This window comes from Streptococcus sp. Z556, assembly GCF_053010225.1.
In genome coordinates, this window is the sequence record NZ_JBRKNU010000002.1 from 107,356 (window position 1) to 129,565 (window position 22,210).

Consider the following 22,210-nt stretch of genomic DNA (forward strand, 5'->3'; position numbering starts at 1 on the left):
TATGACGAATATCAATCTTGCTTTTCAAACATTGCTACGAAATCGTCAACTTCAATTTCAAGAGATTAGACGAGAAGATGGGACGATTTACAAAGGGCGATTGTCTCTCGATGATGTCCATATCATTGATTTTGCTTTTTGGTTGGAGAATTCAGAAAACTCAGCTACAGTACAGATTATTTTTAATAATCTAGCCAATGTTGAAGAGTGGCCAAATCGCGATGATCTTTTAGAAAAGATAAATGAATTGAATCGAACTCATTGTCTCTACTATTACCTTGTTTTAGATATTGATAATAGGATTTTTGCTCGACATGTGACCCAAATCACTCTAAATGATTTAGAAAATCTCTTTGATATTTTTAAAACAGGAACTAGGGTGGTTAAGCAAGTTGTTTCAGAGCTGAATAGAAGGAATTAGTAGATGTTAACGAAGAAACGACTGAAACAAAATGGTCAACTATCAGAAATTTCTAGGTATTTGATGACATTTTACGACTTACTGATGATATGTTATCTGTATCTATGGATCGATCTTAGGAGTCACCTTAGGTGTATTGATAAGTCTATCGAACCCACATAGACTCTATTTTCTTATCAATAGGTGAACAAGATAGAAAATAGGTTCAAAAAGTGTGCTGACTTCTAATCTTTACCTCAGGTAGAAAGTGCCTTTCTATCTATAAATAATGTTTTGTATATGTAAAAGGAGATAAAAATGAATTTTGAAAAACGTCAACGATTTGCAATACGCAAATTTAGTGTAGGTGTAGCTTCGGTGCTTGTTGGTCAATTCTTTGTTGGGGCAGTCATGAATGCTCCTCAAGTTCGGGCAAGCGAGGTAAAAAAGACAGAAGAGTTTGAGGTCAATAAGCTAGAGGAGTCTCTGATTGACCAATCGAGTAAAGATGTGGCGATTCCTGAACCCTATCAGGCTCCTGCAACACTTGCAGGGGTTTCAGAAGAGAAAGTAGAAGATAACGCCACTGTAACAGCTACAGATGAAAAAACATCAGATAAGATAATCGAGAGTAAGGAAAACGCTCAGGTTACACCTTCAGAAGAAACTCCAGAAAATCTTCAATCTCTTAAGGAGCAGTTAAATAATAGCGTTATTGAGGCAAAAGCTGTTAACCAAGAGATTGAAAAACAAGTAACAAATGATAGTGTTGATAGAGACGATAAGAAGAAACTTAATGATGTTCTTCAAACTTCTAAAACAGAAATAGAGTTAGCAGAAAAGCTGAGTGCGAAAGATTTTGCTTCGAAATCAGAACTTGAGTACAGCCTTGTACGTATGCAAGCTGCTATCGAACTTGGTTACTCTGAGTTGAAGCGTTCGGGACATTCGGGTCAGGTAGTCTATATGCTCTCAGAAGAGAGTAAGACGACGGAAAATACCAATCCCTATATGACGATTGAGAACTATAGTGGAATTCAATCTTTACGCCAAAATGGTGCTAAGGTTCAAGTAAGGTATAAAATGGGATTGACTCGTATCACCTCTGATGAGGTCGAACTATCACAAGGGGCTAAGGATCTTGGTCTGACCTATGATCCTGAAGGGGAGTATGTATATGGGGAACTGACTCTGGATGGTCGCATCCAAAGTGGAATCTACCAGGTTGGGTTAGTCTCTAAGACAAATCCAGCTGTAAGCGCCACTCTCCCCCTAGAAATTACAAAACCTAAGTCATATGGTTTAACTACTTTGGGAGATTCTAGAAGAGATTTAAGTGCATCTAAATCAATTAATTGGCTAACTGAAACAGATGATATGGGGGAGGATAATACTCAGATTAATTCTTATATTATACCTACAACACCTTTTGGTTATCATTTAAACATTGATGATCCTGGTACCAAAACAGGTACGATTGCAGATGCTACACCGACTACGCCGACCTACTATACAGAACTCGGACTTTATGTAGCAGATTCAGCAAGTAAAAATGATTTCCCTGAAAAGCCAATTTTATTGAAGAGGCTTGAACGCTTGGATACTACGCCTGATGTAGATTACGAATTGGTAACTGTAGGTGATGTCTACGGAGGTAGTGATTCCGGATGGAATGTTCATACCAGAGCAACTCCCTATCGTCTGCGTTTTACAAAACTACCAGCTACTCAAGGGACCTTCACTATCAAGTTTAAGACGGTTGATGCACTTGGACAGGAAAGAATTTTTAATGTTCAGTTAACTACTGAAGAGAGATCGAAAGCATCGGATGACAACAATGGTTCTTATCTGACAAATGCTGATGTGCGATTTGCTCCTAATAAAGAACTCACTGTCTTGAACAGAGAAGGTATCGTTTCTGTTCCAAGGTCTACCGAGGAACAGAATTTAGGGAAAATCGAGATTAATAAGGTGAATGCAAGTATCAAACCAGTTCGTCTACCAGATGGACTCGAATTTGATTCAGCAACGCAAACCATAAAGAAAAAAGCAGGTGCAAAACTTGCTCCTGGTAAATATAGTTTTGAATTCCGTGCTATTGATGGACATTTTGGAGACAATGCTCCCAATCGTATCTTCCAATTTGAAGTTACGGATGTCTTAGAGCCGATTAGTCATCAGGTATGGCAAGAAGAAAAGAAATTCTCTGGTGTTCCAGTGGCTCTCTCAGGAAATTCTGCTATTGCAGCGATTCGTGTGGTAACGGAAAGTGGAGATACTTATGCCTCCATATCGGGTGATAGTGTCACAAAAACACTAGAAGGATATGGTGTTAAAGAAACACCCGTAACTCAAACAGCACGTGTGGAAGTTGATTACTATAACACCGAGGGCGGCATTTCTACAACTTTTACAACATTCACCTTTGAGGTGAAACCGCGTGAAGGAGTAGCCCTGAATCTTGATGTGACCAACTCGGATCAGACCGTCAAAGAAGGAGAAATTTTTAAAGATATAGTCATTAGCCACACTGACGGTGCCAGATTAACAGTTGACACAAACGCACTACCGAAAGGTACTAAATATGACCCTGAAACCAAAACGGTTGCAGGTAGAGCTTTTGTTGAAGGAAACTATCGTGTAAAAGTTCTAGTTGAAAAAGATGGGCAAGCCGTACAGAAGTACATAAATCTAAAAGTTCTTCCAGGTGCCTTGGTTGCTGAAGATTACTCACGTGAGCTAACAGCAGGTGAGACGATTGACCCAATTGAATTCCCACTTCCTAAAAATGCAACAATTTCAATTGATTTTTATAATAGGTTGGGTCTGAAACTTGACTACGAAAAAAAAGTCATTTCTGGTGTGGCAAACATTGCTGGAACTGAAACGTTTACATACAACCTTCGTCGCGGAAGAGAAGAAGTGACAGGTAGTGTTACTATTAAGGTTAAGCCTAAACCAGTTGAAGTCAATAGTGGTGAACAAACTGTTGAAGCTGGTAAACCTATTGAAAATTTTGTTCTCTCATCGAGTGAGGGAGCAGTTGTTGGGTCGCCAAGTACGTCCGGATGGATCTATAAACAAAATCTCTATGGATTACCTGAAGGACTTAGTTTTGATCCAAATACCAATACGATTTCTGGGACACCTAAAAGAGTTGGAGAGTTCGCTATTTCATATAATGTTGGATATGAAAACATTTCTAGCGATACTCCTAGAGGAAGGTTCAAGGTGATTGTTGCATCAAAACCAATTCAAGTGACAGGTGGTGAGAGAACAGTCCAAGTTTTATCTGGAATGCCTCCTATTAAGCTAGAAGCATCAGAGGGTGCAAAAATTAGCTATTACGGTTCTCTACCAAATGGCGTCACTTATGATTCGTCAACACAAACTTTCTCTGGAATACCAACTGAAGTTGGAACTTATCGTATAAATGTTCAAGCTAGTTATCCAGATATTATGGGGAATAAGACTGCAAATTCAGAAGTTATCATAAAAGTTACAGAATCTCCAGTTTCTATTGCTATTTCTAACAAAGACCAGACAGTTGCTATTGGAGATGAGATAACACCTGCAGTGATATCGCATAATAATTTATCTACTGTCGGCATGAAAACGCCTTATGGGATTGTAGAAGAGGAAGAAATTAATAACGTGCTTTCGGATTATGGTTTGACCTATAATGCGGCTACTAAAACCATAACAGGCAGTCCAACAAAAACTGGAGTTATCAAAATTAGAATGCAAGCCCAAAATCCTACTCAAATAGGAGGGGCTGCAAAAATTGATACCCTAACTCTTACTGTAACTCCTAAAGTTGAAAAAGAACTTGATTTGACTGTTTCAGGTGGGCGCCAATTGATAACTTTAGGAAAATCTCTATCTGATATCACTATTACTCATACAGCTGGAACAGTATTGACGATAGACGAAGCGAATCTTCCTAGTGGAGTAACTTATAATGCAGTCACAAAGACTATTTCGGGTTTGCCAACTGTAGCAGGTAGTTATACAGTGAAAGCAACGGCGACTACTGCTGAAAAGTCAGTGTCGAAAGATATTCTAATTGATGTCATTGATATTAGAAACGGACAAGATGGCCGTAACGGAGTGGATGGTCAGAATGGTCGAGATGGTGTCAATGGACAAGACGGAAAAAGCCCAACCATAACGGTAGTAGATAATGGCGATGGCACGCATACTCTCCAAGTGGTTAATCCAGATGGACAAACAGCCAATACCCTTATCAAGAACGGTAAAGATGGCCGAGACGGAGTGGACGGTCAGAATGGCAAAGATGGTAAGTCATCAACAATAGTTACTGAATTTGGTCAGGACAGCGAAGGTCAATCAGGTGTCTGGCTCATTGTTCGTGGCTCAGATGGCAATATTACTAGTCGAAACTTTATTAGTAATGGTAAGGATGGAAAAACCCCTAAAGTTCTGACAGAAACAGGGGAAGATAAGGATGGAAATTCTGGTGTTTGGATTGTTACTTATGATGGTGATGGGCAGGAAGTAAGTCGTACTTTTGTTCAAAATGGTAAGGACGGTCAAAATGGTCAAGACGGTAAGTCATCAACTGTTATTACTGAAATTGGAAAAAATGAAGATGGTTATACAGGTGTTTGGGTTATCGTTCGTGACTCCGAAGGTAGAATTATTAGTCGTACCTTTATCCGTGACGGTAAAGATGGAAAAACTCCAAGTGTTCTTACGGAATCTGGAAAAAACAAAGATGGACAAACAGGTTATTGGGTAATTATTAAAGATGGTGATGGTAAAGAACTTAATAGACTCTTTATACGTGATTGTGGTTGTCTAAAAGAAAAAAACCCACAACCAACCCCACAAACAAATCCGCAACCAAATCCGCAACCAAATCCACAACCAAATTCGCAACCAAATCCACAACCAAGTCCACAACCAAATCCGCAACCAAATCCACAACCAAATCCACAACCAAGTCCACAACCAAATCCGCAATCAAATCCGCAACTAAATCCACAGCCAATCCCACAACCAAATCCACAACCAAGTCCGAAACCTGATATGGAATTGGTTCCGCAACCGATTGAAGATAAATTTATACCTCTTTCAAAATTTAATAACGATTCTGATTTGAAGAGAGAACTACCAAAGACAGGCTCAGAAGATTTACCATTTCTACCCCTGTTAGCTCTTACAGGTTTAGCAACAGCAAGCTATGCTTTGTCTAGAAAAAGAGATGAGAAAATTTAACTAAATCTATAGCTATATTGGACTGATAAAAAAGAGAGAACACTGTTCTCTCTTTTTCTATAAGATTAGTTGGTTATGTGACTATGTGTTCTTAATCAAAATAGAAAAACAATCAACATAACTGTTTGGAAACTTCAAATTAGAAGATGATTGAGCTTTTTATTTCGAAAAATAAGTAAGGCTTTTCAATCGTTCTAGGAGGGGACGGCTAATGAAACTAATGGCAATGATTTTACCAAGATCAGGAAGGATAAAGGGAAGGACACCTACTGCAAGCGCCTTATCAAATGGCATCCCAGCAAGGAAGTGGAGGCTGAGAATACCTCCGACAAAGACCAGGGAGTCACCCAAGAGGTTGGCTAGGAAAATGCGAATGTAGCCACTATTTTGATGGATGAGATAAGATGTAAGTCCCGCATAGACAAGGTCGAACCAAAGATAGCCTGCACTTGGACCAACTAAAACATGAAATCCAGCTCCTCCCCCTGCAAAAACAGGTAAACCAATGGCACCCAGCAGGAGATAGAGAGCTACAGATAGAACTGCTTCTCTGGGTCTAAAAATAGTAGCAATCAGACCGATTGCAAAGTTTTGTAGAGTGAAGGGGACAGGACCGATAGGGAGACTGATTTGTGCCAAAACGGCGATGAGAGCCGCACCGATAGCAGGGATAGCGTAGATATGAGCTTTTTTCAAAACTGTTAACCTCTTTTCAAAATTATAGTAACTATTATACTAATTCAGAAGAAAAAGTCAACCTATTTTTTATAACGAGGTAACAATTTTGTAACAGCCGATTTTACATGTAAAAAGAGACCTCTTCAGGTCTCTTGCGATAACTAGCGCATGGTCACAAATTCTTCAGAAGCAGTTGGGTGGATAGCTACTGTAGCGTCAAAGTCTGCCTTTGTCGCTCCCATCTTGATAGCGACTGCAAATCCTTGAATCATCTCATCCACTCCGTATCCTAGTCCGTGAAGGCCAACAACTTTTTCATCAGCACCAGCTGTGATGAGTTTGAAGCGAGATTCTTGACGATGGTTTGTAACGGCAGAGTACATAGATGCAAAGCTTGACTTGTAGACTTTAATGTGCTCTTGGCCGTATTCTTTGATAGCTTGATCTTCAGTCAATCCCACGGTTCCGATTGCTGGGTGGGAGAAGACAACAGTAGGGATAGTTGTGTAGTCCATCTTAGCACTTGTTTTCCCATTAAAGAGACGTTCAGATAGGGTACGTCCAGCCTTGATGGCTACTGGAGTTAGTTCCTTCTCACCAGTAACGTCTCCAAGGGCATAGATACCATCTACAACAGTATTTTGATACTCATCCACTTGGATAAACCCACGTTCATTGAGTGTAACTCCAGCCTTTTCTAACTCCAACCCGTCTACATTTGGACGGCGGCCAGTAGCCCAGATAACTTGGCTTGCAGTGTGATTAGAACCATCTTCGAAATGAATGGCAATACCTTGCTCAGTTTCTTCGAGTTTGACGGGTACCTTGTGTGTGTGCAAAGGAAGGCCTGTTTTTTCCATTTCATTGACAAGACCTTCAACGATGTAGCTGTCAAACGTGCGCAAGGGACGATCACGACGGACAAACAAATCAGTTTTTACTCCGAGTGCGTGGAGAACACCTGCTAATTCAACAGCGATATAGCCAGCTCCAAGAATCGCAACGGATTCAGGAAGTTGCTCCCAAGCAAAGACATCGTCTGAGCTACCACCGAGTTCAGCTCCAGGAATAGTTGGAATGCTTGGACGAGCGCCAGTCGCAATCACGATATGCTTTGCACGAATCAATTCACCATTAACACTGACAGTGTGGGAATCAACAAAATGAGCACGCCCCTCAATCAAATCAACTCCGTTGCGTTTGAAACTTCCATCATAAGATGAGCGAGCGCGGTCGATGTAGGCTTCACGGTTTTGACGAAGTTTTGCGAAATCAAACTGAACATTTGAACTCGTAAACCCATAGTCAGGACCGTAGTGGTGGAAGCTTTCAGCAATTTGCGCTCCATACCACATGATTTTCTTAGGAACACAGCCAACGTTGACACAAGTTCCACCTAATTTTTTCTCTTCGATAACAGCTGCTTTGGCGCCGTGCTCACCAGCTCGGTTCATAGTGGCGATGCCGCCACTCCCTCCACCGATGGCGATGATATCATATTCTCTCATAGAAGACTCCTTATAGCTTTGATAGTCATATTCTATCGTTTTTATTTTTTGAATGCAAAAATCTGCTACGTTTAAAAAAATTACAAAAACACTTGCCATTTTTTCAAAGATAGTGTATTATATATCTAGTACAATAATCCAAAAAACAAATACCGAACGAAATATTTCTCCTGAACTGTCATTGTTTCTCTCTGAACGATCATTGTTTGGGTCTAGTATTTTTGATATAATGGTTTTTGTAAGCTTAAAGTGAAAAAGGAGATTAACTATGAAAAGAACAAAAAAGGTAAAAAAATGGCAATTATACACAGCGATTGGTGTTGCCAGTGCTATTGTTATCGGTGCTGCGGGGATTTTGATTTTTAGACAGCCTTCCCAGTCAGTAGTCAAGACTGAAACCTCTCATATCGTTGTTGCCAAGGAAGGTTCCGTTGCCTCATCGGTTCTCTTGTCAGGTACCGTCACAGCAAAAAATGAACAATACGTTTATTTTGATGGTAGCAAGGGAGATTTGGATGAAATCCTTGTTTCAGTTGGCGACAAGGTTGAAGAAGGGCAAGCGTTGGTGAAATACAGCAGTGCCGATGCCCAAGCTGCCTATGATGCAGCCAGTCGAGCAGTTGCAAAGGCAGACCGTCATATCGAGGAGTTAAAAAAAGCTCGTGAAAATGCATCAGCTGCACCAGCTTCTCCACAGGTCCCAACAGAAACTGGACTCCCAGAACAAGCGCAAGCAGCGACTTCTTCAGTATCTTCTATTGATTCTCAAATCAGTGATGCCAAGGATAACCGTGCAGATGCTGTGGCTCAGCTCAACAAGGCTCAAGCTCAGCTAGATGCTGCAACTGTCCTCAGTACACTAGAAGGGACTGTAGTTGAAGTTAATCGTAATGTTTCCAAATCGCCAACAGGTAATAGTCAAGTGGTAGTACATGTCGTAAGTAATGAAAACTTGCAGGTCAAAGGGGAGTTGTCTGAATACAACCTTGCTAATCTTTCTGTTGGGCAAGAAGTTACCTTTACTTCGAAGGTTTATCAAGATAAGAGCTGGACAGGTAAAATCAGCTATATTTCTGATTATCCTAAAAACAACGGGGAAGCAGCAAATGCTGCCCTTGGAGGGAATACTGGATCTAAGTATCCTTATACTGTTGATGTGACTAGCGATATCGGTGAGTTGAAACAAGGCTTCTCAGTCAGCGTTGAAGTTAAGAACAAAAGTAAAGCTATCCTTGTTCCTTTGACAAGTGTTGTTACCGAAAATGACAAAAACTATGTCTGGCTCGTTGATGACCAGAAAAAAGCGAAGAAGGTAGAAGTTACTTTGGGGAATGCGGACGCAGACAACCAAGAAATTACTTCAGGTTTGACAGACGGAGCCAAGGTCATCAGTAATCCAACATCTTCCTTGGAAGAAGGAAAAGAGGTGAAGGCTGATGAAGAAACTAATTAGTCTAAAAAATATCTGTAGGAGTTATCGAAATGGTGACCAAGAACTTCAGGTTCTTAAAAATATCAATTTAGAAGTTCATGAGGGTGAGTTTGTTGCCATTATGGGACCGTCCGGTTCTGGTAAATCTACTTTGATGAATACCATTGGAATGCTGGATACACCAACCAGTGGAGAGTACTATCTTGAAGGTCAAGAAGTTGCAGGTCTTGGAGAGAAACAACTGGCCAAGGTCCGCAACCAGCAAATCGGCTTTGTCTTTCAGCAGTTCTTTCTCTTGTCCAAACTCAATGCTCTTCAAAATGTCGAATTGCCCTTGATTTACGCTGGTGTTTCGGCTTCAAAACGACGGAAATTGGCTGAGGAATTTCTGGAAAAGGTTGAGCTAACGGAACGTAGTCATCATTTGCCTTCTGAGTTATCAGGTGGTCAAAAGCAACGTGTAGCGATTGCGCGTGCCTTGGTAAATAATCCCTCTATCATCCTAGCAGACGAACCCACAGGAGCCTTGGATACCAAGACAGGAAATCAAATCATGCAACTGTTGGTGGAGTTAAACAAGGAAGGGAAGACCATTATCATGGTCACGCATGAGCCTGAGATAGCTGCCTATGCCAAACGCCAAATTGTCATTCGTGATGGGGTCATCTCATCAGACAGTGCTCAGGTAGAAAAGGAGGAAAACTAGATGCAGAATCTGAAATTTGCCTTTTCATCCATTATGGCCCACAAGATGCGTTCCTTCCTCACCATGATTGGGATTATCATCGGAGTTTCTTCTGTCGTCGTCATCATGGCTCTGGGAGACTCCATGTCTCGTCAGGTCAATAAAAACATGACCAAATCACAGAAGGATATCCATGTCTTTTTCTCTCCTATCAAAAGCAAGGACGGCTCCTTTACTCAGCGCCAGTCAGCTTTGACAGTCAGTGGGAAAGAAGAGGATGTTCATGTTGAACCACCAAAACCACTGGAGTCTTGGGTCAAGGAGGCTGCTAAACTTAAAGGAGTAGACAGTTACTATGTCACCAACTCGACCAACGTCACCCTATCTTATAAGGATAAGAAGGTTGAACGGGCGACTTTGACTGGTGGAAATAGCACCTACATGAACGCAGTTGAAAATGAGATCGTTGCTGGTAGAAGTCTAAGACCGCAAGACTACAAGGAATTTGCCAGTGTGATTTTGCTGGACGAAGAACTAGCTAAGAGTTTGTTTGATAGTCCAGAAGCTGCGGTTAATCAAGTCATCTCTGTCAATGAATTTAGTTACCGTGTGATTGGCGTTTATACAAGCAATGAAGCCAAAACTGCTAAAGCCTTTGGGATTGGTGGTCTTCCAATTACGACCAATATCTCTCTCGCAGCTAATTTTAATACTGATGAAATCTCGAACATCGTCTTTCGTGTCAATGATACTAGTCTAACGCAGACCTTGGGTCCAGAGTTGGCTCGAAAACTGACTGAGATTGCAGGTCTTCAGCAAGGGGAGTACCAAGTTGCGGACGCCACTGCCGCCTTCCAAGAGGTACAACAACTATTTGGTTTTATGACCACTGTTATCAGTGCCATCGCAGGAATCTCTCTCTTTGTCGGGGGAACTGGTGTTATGAATATCATGCTGGTTTCGGTGACAGAACGTACGCGTGAGATTGGTTTGCGTAAGGCTCTCGGAGCTACACGGGCTAATATCTTAGTTCAGTTTTTGATTGAGTCCATGATTTTGACCTTGCTAGGTGGTGTCATCGGTCTAGTCAGTGCAGCAGGCTTGACAATGATAGCGGGTATCTTATTGCAAAATATGATTGCAGGTATCGAAGTTGGGGTGTCCCTCCCAATTGCTCTCTTTAGCTTGGCTGTGTCAGCTAGCGTTGGTATGATCTTCGGAGTCTTGCCAGCCAATAAAGCCTCTAAGCTTGATCCAATCGAAGCCCTTCGCTATGAGTAATCTAAACAAGAGGAAAAACAAGATGGACATTTGTCTATCTTGTTTTTGTATGGATTTTCCTATCGAAAATCACTAAAAATATGATATAATGAAGTGTTAGAAAAACAGGTTTCATTAGCCTGGAAAGGAAAAATTATGTCTGAAAAGAATTTTTATATTACAACACCGATTTACTATCCATCTGGTAAACTTCATATCGGTTCTGCCTACACAACCATCGCTTGTGATGTCCTAGCTCGCTACAAACGCCTCATGGGCTACGATGTCTTTTATCTGACAGGTCTTGACGAGCATGGTCAAAAAATCCAGCAAAAAGCAGAAGAAGCTGGGATTACACCACAAGCTTATGTTGATGGGATGGCAGTTGGAGTCAAAGAACTTTGGAAATTGCTCGATATCTCATACGATAAATTTATCCGTACGACGGATGACTACCATGAAAAAGTAGTGGCGCAAGTCTTTGAACGCTTGCTTGCTCAAGATGACATCTACCTAGGTGAATACTCTGGTTGGTATTCAGTATCAGATGAGGAATTCTTTACAGAAAGCCAGCTGGCAGAAGTTTTCCGTGACGAAGCTGGAAATGTAACTGGTGGTATCGCTCCATCAGGTCACGAAGTGGAGTGGGTTTCTGAAGAGTCATACTTCCTTCGCCTCAGCAAATACCAAGACCGTTTGGTCGAATTTTTCAAATCTCATCCTGAATTTATCACTCCTGATGGTCGCCTTAATGAAATGCTTCGCAACTTTATCGAGCCAGGTTTAGAAGATTTGGCAGTTTCTCGTACAACCTTTACCTGGGGTGTGCCAGTCCCATCAAATCCAAAACACGTTGTCTATGTTTGGATTGATGCTCTCCTTAACTATGCGACAGCTCTTGGTTACGGTCAAGATGAGCATGGTAACTTTGACAAGTTCTGGAACGGAACAGTCTTCCAAATGGTCGGAAAAGACATCCTTCGTTTCCACTCAATCTACTGGCCAATCCTTCTTATGATGTTGGATATCAAATTGCCAGACCGCTTGATTGCCCACGGTTGGTTTGTCATGAAAGACGGCAAGATGTCTAAGTCTAAAGGGAATGTCGTTTACCCTGAAATGCTGGTAGAACGCTATGGCCTCGATCCACTTCGTTACTACCTCATGCGTAGCCTTCCAGTTGGTTCAGATGGAACCTTCACTCCAGAGGACTATGTAGGCCGTATCAACTATGAATTGGCAAATGACCTAGGAAACCTCCTTAACCGTACGGTTTCCATGATCAACAAGTATTTCGATGGACAAATCCCTGCCTATGTAGAAGGTGTGACAGAATTTGATAATGCTCTTGCAGAGGTTGCAGAACAATCAATCGCCGACTACCATACACACATGGAAGCAGTTGACTACCCACGTGCTCTTGAAGCAGTCTGGACCATCATCTCACGTACCAATAAATACATCGACGAGACTGCTCCGTGGGTCTTGGCCAAGGATGAAGCTCTTCGTGACCAATTAGCAAGTGTTATGAGCCACTTGGCAGCCAGTCTTCGTGTCGTAGCCCACTTGATTGAACCATTTATGATGGAAACAAGTCGTGCAGTCTTGACTCAACTTGGTTTGGAAGAAGTAGCAAGTCTTGAGAACTTGAGCTTGGCTGACTTCCCAATAGATGTGACTGTAGTTGCCAAAGGAACTCCAATCTTCCCACGTCTGGATATGGAGGAAGAAATCGCCTATATCAAAGAACAAATGGAAGGTAACAAACCAGCCGTTGAAAAAGAATGGAATCCAGATGAAGTCGAACTCAAGCTAAACAAGGAAGAAATCAAGTTCGAAGACTTTGACAAGGTTGAGATCCGTGTGGCAGAAGTCAAAGAAGTGTCTAAAGTGGAAGGTTCTGACAAGCTGCTCCAATTCCGCCTAGATGCCGGTGATGGTCAAGATCGTCAAATCCTCTCAGGAATTGCTAAATACTATCCAAATGAACAAGAATTGGTCGGCAAGAAAGTACAAATCGTTGCCAACCTCAAACCACGCAAGATGATGAAAAAATATGTCAGTCAAGGGATGATTCTCTCAGCTGAACATGATGGCAAACTAACCCTTCTTACAGTTGATCCAGCTGTACCAAACGGAAGTGTGATTGGCTAGAAGCAAAAACCAACGTTAGGTACGTTGGTTTTTCTTGTTATGTGCGAGATTTTCTAAGAAGTGGTCTATCTCCTTTTGAGCCCGGAGGACAATTACTTTCTCTGGATAGGTTTCTTGAATCCCCTTGTAGCGTTCCTTAGCGGATTTGCTCCGCCCATCCCAGAGAATCCATCGGATAAATTCCCAGTTAAATTGCTCTTTACAGCCTGCAGCCATGCTTTCTCGAACTTGACCTCTGTATTTGAGATAACGCTTAAAGGCCCTCAGTAAGCAAGTCCAAGGTGAAAAATTGAGGAAGATGATTTGGTCAGCTTTTAACATTCTTTCCTCGTAATAGCACCAAGAGTAGTTGCCGTCGATGACCCAAACTTCGTGCTTTGTGAGGAAGTTTTTCATCTCGGTTTTCATCCAATCACGATCACTGTCTTGCCAGCCTGGTTGAAATTGGAGGGTGTCTATATGCAGTTTGGGAATTGAGTAGAACTGGGATAACTTTTGTGCCAGGGTTGATTTCCCAGCTCCAGAATAGCCGATGATTGCGATTTTCATTTTCTTCCTTTTCGTAATGGAGGACAAAAAAACAGCCTCGGTGGACTGTTTCTTATTTAGCAAGTTTAGCTGAAAGACGAGCTTTATCGCGGCTTGCTTTGTTTTTATGAATCAAACCTTTAGTTTCTGCTTTGTCGATAGCTGAGCTAGCAGCACGGAAAAGTTCTTCAGAAGGGTTTGCTTCGAAAGCTTTGATAGCAGTACGCATAGCTGATTTTTGAGCTGAGTTTTTTTCGTTTTGTTTAACGTTCAATTCAGCGCGTTTGATAGCTGATTTAATGTTTGCCAATGTTCTTACCTCCATATTTACTAACTATACTATTATATCTGAAAACTTATGTTTTGACAAGGGGAAATTATTTTTTTAGGTAAATTTCATCGATTTCATGGTTTTTAGCCTTGTGGAGAATAACCTCAGCCCGATTCCTTGTTGGTTCAATATAGTTTTGTAGATTTGTAAGGTTGATATCACTCCATACTTGATGGGCAAAAGACTCTACTTCCCCTATTGGCATTTGCGTAAAGTGGTGGTAGTAGCTGTCTGGATCATTTTGGGCAAAGCTGAGAAGTTTCAAAAAGCGGTCTAAATACCAGCTTTCAATGTCTTCGACAGCGGCGTCTACGTAGATGGAAAAATCAAAGAAGTCGGTGATGTAAAGACGCTCGTTTTGTGGATTTTGAAAGACATTGATTCCTTCGACAATGACAAAATCTGCAGCCTTGACTCGTTGTTTTTCCCCAGGAACAATATCATACACTTCATGAGAATAAACGGGGATATCGACATCCTGGCCATTTTTTAGGCGGTCAAGGAAATTCAGTAAGGCCTCCATGTCATAACTCTCTGGAAAACCTTTGCGATTTAAGATTCCTTGATCAATTAACGTTTGATTGGGATAGAGAAAACCATCAGTCGTCACTAACTCCACAGTGGCGTCAGTCACTGTACGAGAGAGAAGGATTTGCAGAAGTCGGCTAGTTGTTGATTTGCCAACGGCAACACTTCCCGAAACTCCGATGATGAAGGGTTGAGATTTACTCTCTCTTTGGAGAAAAATTCCCTTAGAAAAGGCTAAATCCTCTTTGGTGCGTTTGTAAATTTGGATGAGATGAGCTAATGGTAAGTAAATATCTGTCACATCTTGTAGGCTGATTTGATCGTTAAAACTCTTGATTGAGTCTAGTTCTTCTTCCGTCAAGGGAGGAGTTGACTTGCGGTGCAAGGACTGCCAGGTTTCACGGCTGATTTTTTCAAAATGTAAAAATTCGTTGGTCATATTCTTTCCTCGTTCGATATCTTAGTATATCATATTTTTCATTTAAAGAGAGAACGAAATTCGATATCTCTCATTCTGATTCTTGAAAGTTGCTATAAGTTGCTCTAAAAGGTCAAAAATAGAGGAAATAATACTGAAATTCTTTAATTATTATCATAACAGTTTTAATTTGTTTGTTGAATTTTAGCTTTGTAAACGATTTTATATTTCCTTAAATTATGGTAAAATAGTTTTATGAGTAAAATGTATTATGCAGAAAATCCTGATGCAGCTCACGATATTCATGACTTGAGAGTAGAGTTGCTGGGACATAAATTGACCTTTTTAACGGACGCAGGTGTCTTTAGTAAAAAGATGATTGACTTTGGTAGTCAGCTTTTACTAAAGTGTCTAGAGGTTGAAAAAGGCGAGCGAGTGCTAGATGTCGGCTGTGGGTACGGTCCCCTTGGTATTACTTTGGTCAAGGCTTACGGAGTCCAAGCAACCATGGTCGATATCAATAATCGTGCTTTGGACTTGGCGCGAAAAAATGCTGAGAGAAATCAAGTTTCAGCAACTATTTTCCAATCCAACATCTATGAGCAAGTTGAAGGGAAATTTGATCATGTCATCTCCAATCCTCCGATTCGTGCGGGCAAGCAAGTTGTTCATGAGATTATCGAAAAGAGTAAGGATTTTCTGGAAGACGATGGCGACTTAACAATCGTTATTCAGAAAAAACAGGGTGCCCCTAGTGCCAAAAGCAAGATGGAAGACGTTTTTGGAAATTGTGAAATCATAAAGAAGGACAAGGGTTATTATATCCTTAGGAGTGTGAAATTATGAGAGCCGTTGATTTAATCCAAAAGAAACGAGATGGTCAAGAACTGTCTTCAAGTGAAATCAAGTGGTTGGTAGAAGGCTATGTGGCTGGAACAGTCCCAGACTATCAAATGTCTGCCTTTGCTATGGCGATTTATTTCAAAGGAATGACCACACGTGAGATTTCTGACCTGACGATGAACATGGTTAAGACGGGGCAAGAGTTTGATTTGTCAGCCATAGAGGGCATCAAAGTAGATAAACACTCGACAGGTGGTGTTGGTGATAAGGTGACCTTGATTTTAGCTCCTTTGGTAGCCAGTTTTGGTGTGCCAGTAGCCAAGATGAGTGGTCGGGGACTAGGACACACTGGTGGAACCTTAGATAAGTTAGAAGCAATCAAGGGCTACCAAGTGGAACGTAGTCAAGAGGATTTCATCAAACAGGTTCAAGATATTGGTGTATCTGTCATTGGTCAGTCTGACCAGCTGGTTAAAGCAGACAAGCTTCTCTATGCTCTTCGTGATGTGACAGCGACAGTCGACACTATTCCTTTGATTGCTAGTTCTGTCATGAGTAAGAAAATCGCTGCTGGGGCAGATGCCATTTTGCTAGATGTGACTGTCGGTGAGGGTGCCTTTATGAAGACTGTTGAGGAGGCACGCGAATTGGCTCAAACTATGGTTGATCTCGGAAAGGCTGTTGGAAGAAAGACAGTAGCAGTTATTACCGATATGAGTCAACCCTTGGGTCGAGCTATTGGCAATCGTCTCGAAATTCTAGAAGCAATCGAAATTCTTCAAGGAAAAGGTCGAGAAGATATCAGTCACTTTATCTGTGAACTAGCTCAGATTATGCTTAGTTTAGCAGATGTTGAGAAGACGGTAGAAGAAGTACGTCAACACCTTGAAAATGGGCAAGCACTTGCCAAATTTGAAGAAATGGTGGCGGCTCAAGGCGGTGATCTAGAAGATCTCTACCGCCCAGTAAATGTTGCACATGTAGTGGATATCCCAGCTCAAGAGTCAGGTGTCATTTCAGCCCTTCCAGCTATGGATTTTGGCCTATATGCCATGAGATTAGGAGCTGGTCGCGCAGTCAAGACTGATGCTCTAGACTATGAAACTGGAATCGTTTTTGAGAAAAAAGTTGGAGATCCTGTTCAGAAGGGTGAAATTGTCGCAAAAGTTTATACAAATGGAAAAATTTCTTCTGAACTAGTTACAGAATTTCAAAAATATGTTAAAATAAATGATGGAGTGCAAAGTTTACGAGAAATTATAGAAATTATCTCATAAAACCAGGGAGAATCCGAATATGAAATTAAATAAATACATTGATCATACGCTTTTAAAGCAAGATGCAAGTCAAGAACAAATTGATCGTTTGCTATCTGAAGCGCGTGAGTATGATTTCGCCAGTGTCTGTGTTAACCCGACTTGGGTTGCTTATTCAAAGGCGGGGCTTGAAGGTTCAGATGTAAAGGTTTGTACAGTAGTTGGTTTTCCTTTGGGAGCAACAACTTCAGCTGTCAAAGCTTTTGAAACAAAAGAAGCTGTCCAAAACGGTGCAGATGAGATTGATATGGTTATCAATGTCGGTGCCCTCAAATCAGGCAATCTGGATTTAGTTGAATCGGACATCCGCGCTGTCTTAGAAGCAAGTGGCGACAAGTTAGTGAAAGTTATTATTGAAGCATGCTTATTGACTGACGAAGAAAAGGTTGTGGCCTGCCAGCTGTCTCAAAAAGCGGGAGCAGACTTTGTTAAAACATCTACTGGTTTCTCAACTGGGGGAGCAACTCTGCCAGATGTCAAATTAATGCGTCAAACAGTGGGACCTGATATGGGTGTTAAAGCTGCTGGTGGAGCGCGTTCTTACGCTGACGCTCTTGCCTTTGTGGAGGCAGGCGCTACTCGTATTGGAACATCCGCTGGTGTAGCAATCTTAAAAGGAGAATTGGCGGATGGCGACTACTGAGTTAATTGAACTAGCCATTGAAACCAGCAAGAATGCCTACGTGCCCTATTCTCACTTTCCTATCGGAGCTGTCTTAGTTGCCAAGGACGGTAGCATTTATACGGGTGTCAATATCGAGAATGCTAGTTATCCCTTGACTAACTGTGGGGAGCGTACAGCTATCTTTAAGGCGGTTTCTGAAGGACAACGGGAGTTTTCAGAATTGATTGTCTACGGTCAGACTGAAAAACCTATATCACCATGCGGTGCTTGTCGCCAAGTTATGGTCGAATTTTTTAAACCAGATCTAAAGGTGACTCTAGTTGCCAAAGATAAAACGACGGTCGAGATGACGGTCGGGGAATTACTTCCATATTCTTTTACAGACTTGCAATAGTCTGTGTCACTCTCTGAGTGGCAAGGGTCCTTGTGACCAATCAATCCATACTTGCAACATCGTTGCGCATCTTATTTAGGAGGTTCAGAAATGAACAAGAAACAATGGCTAGGCCTTGGTCTAGTTGCAGTAGCAGCATTTGGACTTGCTGCATGTGGTAATCGCTCTTCTCGTAACGCAGCTTCATCTTCTTCTGATGTGAAGACTAAAGCAGCTATCGTTACAGATACTGGTGGTGTTGATGATAAATCATTCAACCAATCAGCTTGGGAAGGTCTTCAAGCTTGGGGTAAAGAACACAACCTTGAAAAAGATAAAGGTTATACTTACTTCCAATCAACAAGTGAAGCGGACTATGCAAACAACTTGCAACAAGCAGCTGGAAATTACAACTTAATCTATGGTATTGGTTTTGCACTTAAAAATGCAGTTGCTGATGCTGCAAAAGAACATACAGATATAAACTATGTTTTGATTGACGATGTGATCAAAGATCAAAAAAATGTTGTAAGTGCTACTTTCGCGGATAACGAAGCAGCATACCTTGCAGGTGTGGCTGCAGCTAAAACTACTAAAACAAAACAAGTTGGTTTTGTAGGTGGTATGGAATCTGAAGTTATTTCTCGCTTCGCAGCTGGTTTCAAAGCTGGTGTTGAGTCAGTTGACCCATCTATCAAAGTACAAGTAGACTACGCTGGTTCATTTGGTGATGCTGCTAAAGGTAAAACAATTGCTGCAGCTCAATACGCTGCAGGTGCAGATGTTATCTACCAAGCAGCTGGTGGTACCGGAGCAGGTGTTTTCTCAGAAGCTAAATCTTTGAATGAAAGCAAAAATGAAAGTGAAAAAGTTTGGGTTATCGGTGTAGACCGTGACCAAGTAGATGAAGGTAAATACACTTCTAAAGATGGTAAAGAAGCTAACTTCGTACTTGCTTCTACTTTGAAACAAGTTGGTACAGCTGTAAAAGACCTTGCCAACAAAGCTGAAAAAGGTGAATTCCCTGGCGGTCAAGTTATCGTTTACTCATTGAAGGATAAAGGTGTTGACTTGGCAGTGACAAACCTTTCAGAAGAAGGTAAAAAAGCTGTTGAAGATGCAAAAGCTAAAATTCTTGACGGAAGCATTAAAGTTCCTGAAAAATAATGGATAAAAGTCATTTCTTAGGAAGCGGCCATCGGTCGCTTCTTTAAGAATTGAGGCAATTTTTGTCTCAATAGAGCTTGTTAATGTGATTAGCAGGTTTTATTGAAATAAAATAAACCTCTGAAAGGAAGAGCATATGGCACACGAAAATGTCATTGAGATGCGTGAGATTACCAAGGTTTTTGGTGAATTTGTCGCTAACGACAAGATTAACCTTGAACTTCGTAAAGGTGAAATCCATGCACTTTTAGGAGAAAATGGAGCGGGTAAATCCACTCTGATGAATATGCTGGCAGGACTTCTTGAGCCAACGAGTGGTGAAATTGTGGTGAATGGTCAGGTTGTAAAACTAGACTCACCATCTAAAGCTGCTAGTTTGGGAATCGGAATGGTTCACCAACACTTTATGTTGGTTGAAGCTTTTACAGTAGCTGAGAATATCATTTTAGGGAGTGAAATCACTAAGAATGGTGTTCTAGATATAGCTGGTGCTACTAAAGAAATCAAGGCTCTTTCTGAACGTTATGGTTTGGCAGTGGATCCTGCTGCCAAGGTAGCGGATATTTCCGTTGGTGCCCAACAACGTGTAGAAATCTTGAAAACACTCTATCGTGGTGCTGATATCCTTATCTTTGACGAACCAACAGCGGTATTAACTCCTTCGGAAATTGATGAGTTGATGGCAATCATGAAAAACCTTGTCAAAGAAGGCAAATCCATCATCTTGATTACCCACAAGTTGGATGAAATCCGTGCAGTCTCTGATCGTGTTACGGTTATCCGTCGAGGAAAATCTATTGAGACTGTTGAGATTGCAGGAGCAACCAATGCAGATTTGGCAGAAATGATGGTTGGACGTTCCGTATCCTTTAAGACAGCCAAACAAGCAGCCCAGCCGAAAGATGTGGTCTTGTCTATCAAAGACCTAGTTGTCAATGAAAACCGTGGTGTTCCAGCTGTGAAGAACCTTTCTTTGGATGTTCGTGCTGGTGAAATTGTTGGTATTGCGGGTATTGACGGAAATGGTCAGTCAGAACTGATTCAAGCTATCACAGGTCTTCGGAAAGTTGAGTCTGGTAGCATTGATTTGAAAGGAAAGTCAGTTGTCGGTATGCATCCTCGACAAATTACTGAGATGAGTGTGGGGCACGTTCCAGAAGACCGTCATCGTGATGGTTTGATTTTGGATATGATGATTTCGGAAAACATTGCTCTTCAAACCTATTACAAAGAACCGCTCAGTAAAAATGGTATCTTGAACTATGCCAATATTACTTCTCATGCTAAGAAATTGATGGAAGAATTTGACGTTCGTGCTGCTAGTGAGTTTGTTCCAGCAGCAGCTCTCTCAGGGGGAAATCAACAAAAGGCCATTATCGCCCGTGAGATTACCCGTGACCCTGATCTCCTCATTGTTAGCCAACCAACACGTGGTTTGGACGTTGGTGCCATTGAGTACATTCACAAACGCTTGATTGAAGCCCGTGATAATGGCAAGGCTGTCCTTGTTGTCAGCTTTGAATTGGATGAGATTTTGAATGTCTCTGACCGCATCGCTGTTATCCACGATGGGAAGATTCAAGGTGTTGTGACACCAGAAACAACCAATAAACAAGAACTTGGTGTCTTGATGGCTGGCGGAAGCTTGGGAAAGGAGAAGAGTGATGTCTAAAAAATTACAACAAATTTCGGTTCCCTTGATTTCTGTATTCTTAGGAATCCTTCTCGGAGCCATTGTCATGTGGATTTTCGGCTACGATGCTATTTGGGGTTATGAGGAATTATTCTACACAGCCTTTGGTAGTCTTCGTGGAGTAGGTGAAATTTTCCGTGCCATGGGGCCTCTAGTCTTGATTGGTCTTGGTTTTGCGGTTGCCAGTCGTGCAGGTTTCTTTAACGTCGGTTTGCCAGGTCAAGCTCTTGCGGGTTGGATTCTCAGTGGTTGGTTTGCCTTGTCAAATCCTGATATGCCACGTCTCATCTTGATTCCATTAACAGTGATTATCGCTTTGATTGCAGGTGGAATTGTTGGTGCCATTCCAGGTATCCTCAGAGCCTATCTGGGTACGTCAGAAGTTATCGTGACCATCATGATGAACTACATTGTACTGTATGTGGGAAATGCCTTTATTCATGCCTTCCCTAAAGATATCATGCAAAGTACAGACTCAACGATTCGTGTCAGTGCAAATGCAACTTACCAGACGCAATGGTTGTCTGAGTTGACTGGAAACTCTCGTATGAATATCGGGATTTTCTTTGCAATAATTGCTGTAGGAGTCATCTGGTTCTTGCTCAAGAAAACAACTCTCGGTTTTGAAATTCGTGCAGTTGGTCTTAACCCAAATGCTTCTGAATACGCAGGTATCTCTGCAAAACGTACAATCATTCTTTCGATGATTATCTCAGGAGCTTTGGCAGGTTTAGGTGGAGCAGTCGAAGGTCTAGGAACTTTCCAAAACGTATATGTACAAGGATCTTCATTGGCTATCGGGTTTAATGGTATGGCAGTTAGTCTACTAGCTTCAAATTCACCAATTGGAATTCTATTTGCAGCCTTTCTATTTGGTGTTCTCCAAGTTGGAGCACCTGGTATGAATGCGGCGCAAGTACCATCAGAGCTTGTTAGTATCGTAACAGCATCAATTATCTTCTTTGTCAGCGTTCACTATCTAATCGAACGCTTTGTCAAACCAAAAAAACAAGTAAAAGGAGGTAAGTAA

18 protein-coding genes are annotated in these 22,210 nt (G+C 41.5%); 13 read left to right on the top strand and 5 right to left on the bottom strand.

From position 1 onward, the window contains the following. Position 1: 1 nt before the first annotated feature. Complete coding sequence (locus ACVC7S_RS02945) at positions 2–421, top strand: hypothetical protein (RefSeq protein ID WP_447266127.1); 420 nt, start codon at positions 2–4, stop codon at positions 419–421. 297 nt (positions 422–718) lie between these two features. Next, positions 719–5,641, top strand: coding sequence for a putative Ig domain-containing protein (locus ACVC7S_RS02950; protein WP_447266128.1), 4,923 nt, complete (start codon positions 719–721; stop codon positions 5,639–5,641). 159 nt (positions 5,642–5,800) lie between these two features. On the opposite strand, the gene ACVC7S_RS02955 is transcribed toward ACVC7S_RS02950, so the two are convergent. Further along, positions 5,801–6,337: a biotin transporter BioY gene (locus ACVC7S_RS02955; RefSeq protein ID WP_447266129.1), complete on the bottom strand. Its 537-nt coding sequence runs from the start codon at positions 6,335–6,337 to the stop codon at positions 5,801–5,803. 143 nt (positions 6,338–6,480) lie between these two features. Beyond that, positions 6,481–7,827, bottom strand: a complete 1,347-nt coding sequence (gor, locus tag ACVC7S_RS02960) for a glutathione-disulfide reductase (protein WP_447266130.1) — start codon at positions 7,825–7,827, stop codon at positions 6,481–6,483. A gap of 268 nt (positions 7,828–8,095) precedes the next feature. Between gor and ACVC7S_RS02965 the strand changes: the two genes are divergently transcribed. The 4 genes from ACVC7S_RS02965 to metG all read left to right on the top strand — a co-directional run bounded on the left by ACVC7S_RS02965 (position 8,096) and on the right by metG (position 13,358). Next, positions 8,096–9,280, top strand: a complete 1,185-nt coding sequence (locus ACVC7S_RS02965) for an efflux RND transporter periplasmic adaptor subunit (protein WP_447266131.1) — start codon at positions 8,096–8,098, stop codon at positions 9,278–9,280. Continuing rightward, positions 9,264–9,965 (top strand): ABC transporter ATP-binding protein, encoded by a 702-nt coding sequence (locus ACVC7S_RS02970; protein WP_000733788.1) that lies wholly within the window; start codon positions 9,264–9,266, stop codon positions 9,963–9,965. Before ACVC7S_RS02965 ends, ACVC7S_RS02970 begins: the two co-directional genes overlap by 17 nt. Beyond that, complete coding sequence (locus ACVC7S_RS02975) at positions 9,966–11,225, top strand: ABC transporter permease (protein ID WP_447266132.1); 1,260 nt, start codon at positions 9,966–9,968, stop codon at positions 11,223–11,225. It abuts the gene before it with no gap. A 135-nt stretch (positions 11,226–11,360) separates the two neighbouring features. Then, positions 11,361–13,358, top strand: a complete 1,998-nt coding sequence (gene metG, locus ACVC7S_RS02980; RefSeq protein WP_447266133.1) for a methionine--tRNA ligase — start codon at positions 11,361–11,363, stop codon at positions 13,356–13,358. A gap of 15 nt (positions 13,359–13,373) precedes the next feature. Here metG and ACVC7S_RS02985 read toward each other — a convergent pair whose 3' ends face one another. The 3 genes from ACVC7S_RS02985 to coaA form a co-directional block, all read right to left on the bottom strand. Further along, positions 13,374–13,907 carry a DNA topology modulation protein gene (locus ACVC7S_RS02985; RefSeq protein WP_447266134.1) on the bottom strand — a complete coding sequence of 178 codons (534 nt, stop codon included), beginning with the start codon at positions 13,905–13,907 and terminating at the stop codon, positions 13,374–13,376. A gap of 52 nt (positions 13,908–13,959) precedes the next feature. After that, a complete protein-coding gene (rpsT, locus tag ACVC7S_RS02990; RefSeq protein WP_001274000.1) occupies positions 13,960–14,196 on the bottom strand; it encodes a 30S ribosomal protein S20 in 237 nt (78 codons plus the stop codon). 67 nt (positions 14,197–14,263) lie between these two features. Further along, on the bottom strand, positions 14,264–15,184 hold the full coding sequence (coaA, locus tag ACVC7S_RS02995) for a type I pantothenate kinase (RefSeq protein WP_447266135.1): 921 nt from the start codon (positions 15,182–15,184) through the stop codon (positions 14,264–14,266). A 234-nt stretch (positions 15,185–15,418) separates the two neighbouring features. Here coaA and ACVC7S_RS03000 point away from each other — a divergent pair, with 234 nt between their 5' ends. From ACVC7S_RS03000 to ACVC7S_RS03030, 7 genes are all read left to right on the top strand, one after another. Next, positions 15,419–16,009 (top strand): class I SAM-dependent methyltransferase, encoded by a 591-nt coding sequence (locus ACVC7S_RS03000; RefSeq protein ID WP_447266136.1) that lies wholly within the window; start codon positions 15,419–15,421, stop codon positions 16,007–16,009. Then, positions 16,006–17,283: a pyrimidine-nucleoside phosphorylase gene (locus ACVC7S_RS03005; RefSeq protein WP_447266137.1), complete on the top strand. Its 1,278-nt coding sequence runs from the start codon at positions 16,006–16,008 to the stop codon at positions 17,281–17,283. Before ACVC7S_RS03000 ends, ACVC7S_RS03005 begins: the two co-directional genes overlap by 4 nt. A gap of 19 nt (positions 17,284–17,302) precedes the next feature. Then, complete coding sequence (gene deoC, locus ACVC7S_RS03010; RefSeq protein WP_447266138.1) at positions 17,303–17,965, top strand: deoxyribose-phosphate aldolase; 663 nt, start codon at positions 17,303–17,305, stop codon at positions 17,963–17,965. Next, the gene (locus ACVC7S_RS03015) at positions 17,952–18,341 is read left to right on the top strand and encodes a cytidine deaminase (protein WP_061406959.1); all 390 of its coding nucleotides are present in this window, start codon (positions 17,952–17,954) and stop codon (positions 18,339–18,341) included. Before deoC ends, ACVC7S_RS03015 begins: the two co-directional genes overlap by 14 nt. A 90-nt stretch (positions 18,342–18,431) precedes the next feature. Then, a complete protein-coding gene (locus ACVC7S_RS03020; protein WP_251935657.1) occupies positions 18,432–19,487 on the top strand; it encodes a BMP family lipoprotein in 1,056 nt (351 codons plus the stop codon). Between the two features lie 136 nt (positions 19,488–19,623). After that, positions 19,624–21,159: an ABC transporter ATP-binding protein gene (locus ACVC7S_RS03025; protein WP_447266139.1), complete on the top strand. Its 1,536-nt coding sequence runs from the start codon at positions 19,624–19,626 to the stop codon at positions 21,157–21,159. Then, positions 21,152–22,210, top strand: coding sequence for an ABC transporter permease (locus tag ACVC7S_RS03030; protein WP_049536349.1), 1,059 nt, complete (start codon positions 21,152–21,154; stop codon positions 22,208–22,210). The genes ACVC7S_RS03025 and ACVC7S_RS03030 overlap by 8 nt, the downstream gene beginning before the upstream one ends.

Excerpts from the sequence above, each read along its gene's own strand:
- ACVC7S_RS02945 (WP_447266127.1), top strand. The coding sequence starts at position 2 with ATGACGAATATCAATCTTGCTTTTCAAACATTGCTACGAAATCGTCAA.
- ACVC7S_RS02950 (WP_447266128.1), top strand. The coding sequence starts at position 719 with ATGAATTTTGAAAAACGTCAACGATTTGCAATACGCAAATTTAGTGTA.
- gor (WP_447266130.1), bottom strand. The coding sequence starts at position 7,827 with ATGAGAGAATATGATATCATCGCCATCGGTGGAGGGAGTGGCGGCATC.
- ACVC7S_RS02965 (WP_447266131.1), top strand. The coding sequence starts at position 8,096 with ATGAAAAGAACAAAAAAGGTAAAAAAATGGCAATTATACACAGCGATT.
- ACVC7S_RS02970 (WP_000733788.1), top strand. The coding sequence starts at position 9,264 with ATGAAGAAACTAATTAGTCTAAAAAATATCTGTAGGAGTTATCGAAAT.
- ACVC7S_RS02975 (WP_447266132.1), top strand. The coding sequence starts at position 9,966 with ATGCAGAATCTGAAATTTGCCTTTTCATCCATTATGGCCCACAAGATG.
- metG (WP_447266133.1), top strand. The coding sequence starts at position 11,361 with ATGTCTGAAAAGAATTTTTATATTACAACACCGATTTACTATCCATCT.
- ACVC7S_RS02985 (WP_447266134.1), bottom strand. The coding sequence starts at position 13,907 with ATGAAAATCGCAATCATCGGCTATTCTGGAGCTGGGAAATCAACCCTG.
- coaA (WP_447266135.1), bottom strand. The coding sequence starts at position 15,184 with ATGACCAACGAATTTTTACATTTTGAAAAAATCAGCCGTGAAACCTGG.
- ACVC7S_RS03000 (WP_447266136.1), top strand. The coding sequence starts at position 15,419 with ATGAGTAAAATGTATTATGCAGAAAATCCTGATGCAGCTCACGATATT.
- ACVC7S_RS03005 (WP_447266137.1), top strand. The coding sequence starts at position 16,006 with ATGAGAGCCGTTGATTTAATCCAAAAGAAACGAGATGGTCAAGAACTG.
- deoC (WP_447266138.1), top strand. The coding sequence starts at position 17,303 with ATGAAATTAAATAAATACATTGATCATACGCTTTTAAAGCAAGATGCA.
- ACVC7S_RS03015 (WP_061406959.1), top strand. The coding sequence starts at position 17,952 with ATGGCGACTACTGAGTTAATTGAACTAGCCATTGAAACCAGCAAGAAT.
- ACVC7S_RS03020 (WP_251935657.1), top strand. The coding sequence starts at position 18,432 with ATGAACAAGAAACAATGGCTAGGCCTTGGTCTAGTTGCAGTAGCAGCA.
- ACVC7S_RS03025 (WP_447266139.1), top strand. The coding sequence starts at position 19,624 with ATGGCACACGAAAATGTCATTGAGATGCGTGAGATTACCAAGGTTTTT.
- ACVC7S_RS03030 (WP_049536349.1), top strand. The coding sequence starts at position 21,152 with ATGTCTAAAAAATTACAACAAATTTCGGTTCCCTTGATTTCTGTATTC.